Below are 513 nucleotides of genomic sequence, written 5' to 3' on the forward strand. Positions count from 1 at the left end.
AAGCGGACGAATTGTGAAATGATGCTTCCCTTTACCTCCATCTTCGCCCAGCGAAACATGCAAACCATTTGGTATTTTAGTATGTTGTGGAATCTTCCACCACAACGTACCAAAATGAGGGTTTCGATAATTGAAGGAGACAGCCTTCCGGATTTACAATCAACGCACTCAATTCCGTTTTTATTGTATATTTTAAAATCCCATACAGCCTCCATATCTCGTGGAGGAGTCGTTCGAATGTAATCAAACTTTGCCTTAGTGTTGCGTCCGAGCCAGAACAAGTCAAAAGGTAAAGAAATATAGAATTTGATGGGCGTATACATCTATGTGTCACTAGTTCGCGAATATGCAACAAGGGTAATTTCAGTATGATATTCATCATAACGCCAGTTGTAGGCTTCTGGAGCTCAGTCGAAAGCTCTAATTATCATATAACATTGAATTACATTAGCTTTTCGATGCCGTTGGCAAACATAACGCTCTGTTAATGGGTGAGCAACGCATTACCGAAGC

1 protein-coding gene is annotated in these 513 nt (G+C 40.5%); it reads right to left on the reverse strand.

Annotated features, from left to right (window positions below; genetic code table 11):
* A partial coding sequence (locus tag R7R78_RS29600) for a hypothetical protein (protein WP_225475025.1) occupies positions 1-323 on the reverse strand: 323 nt, incomplete at its 3' end.
* Between the last annotated feature and the right edge of the window lie 190 nt (positions 324-513).

This window comes from Vibrio sp. 2134-1 (assembly GCF_033339495.1).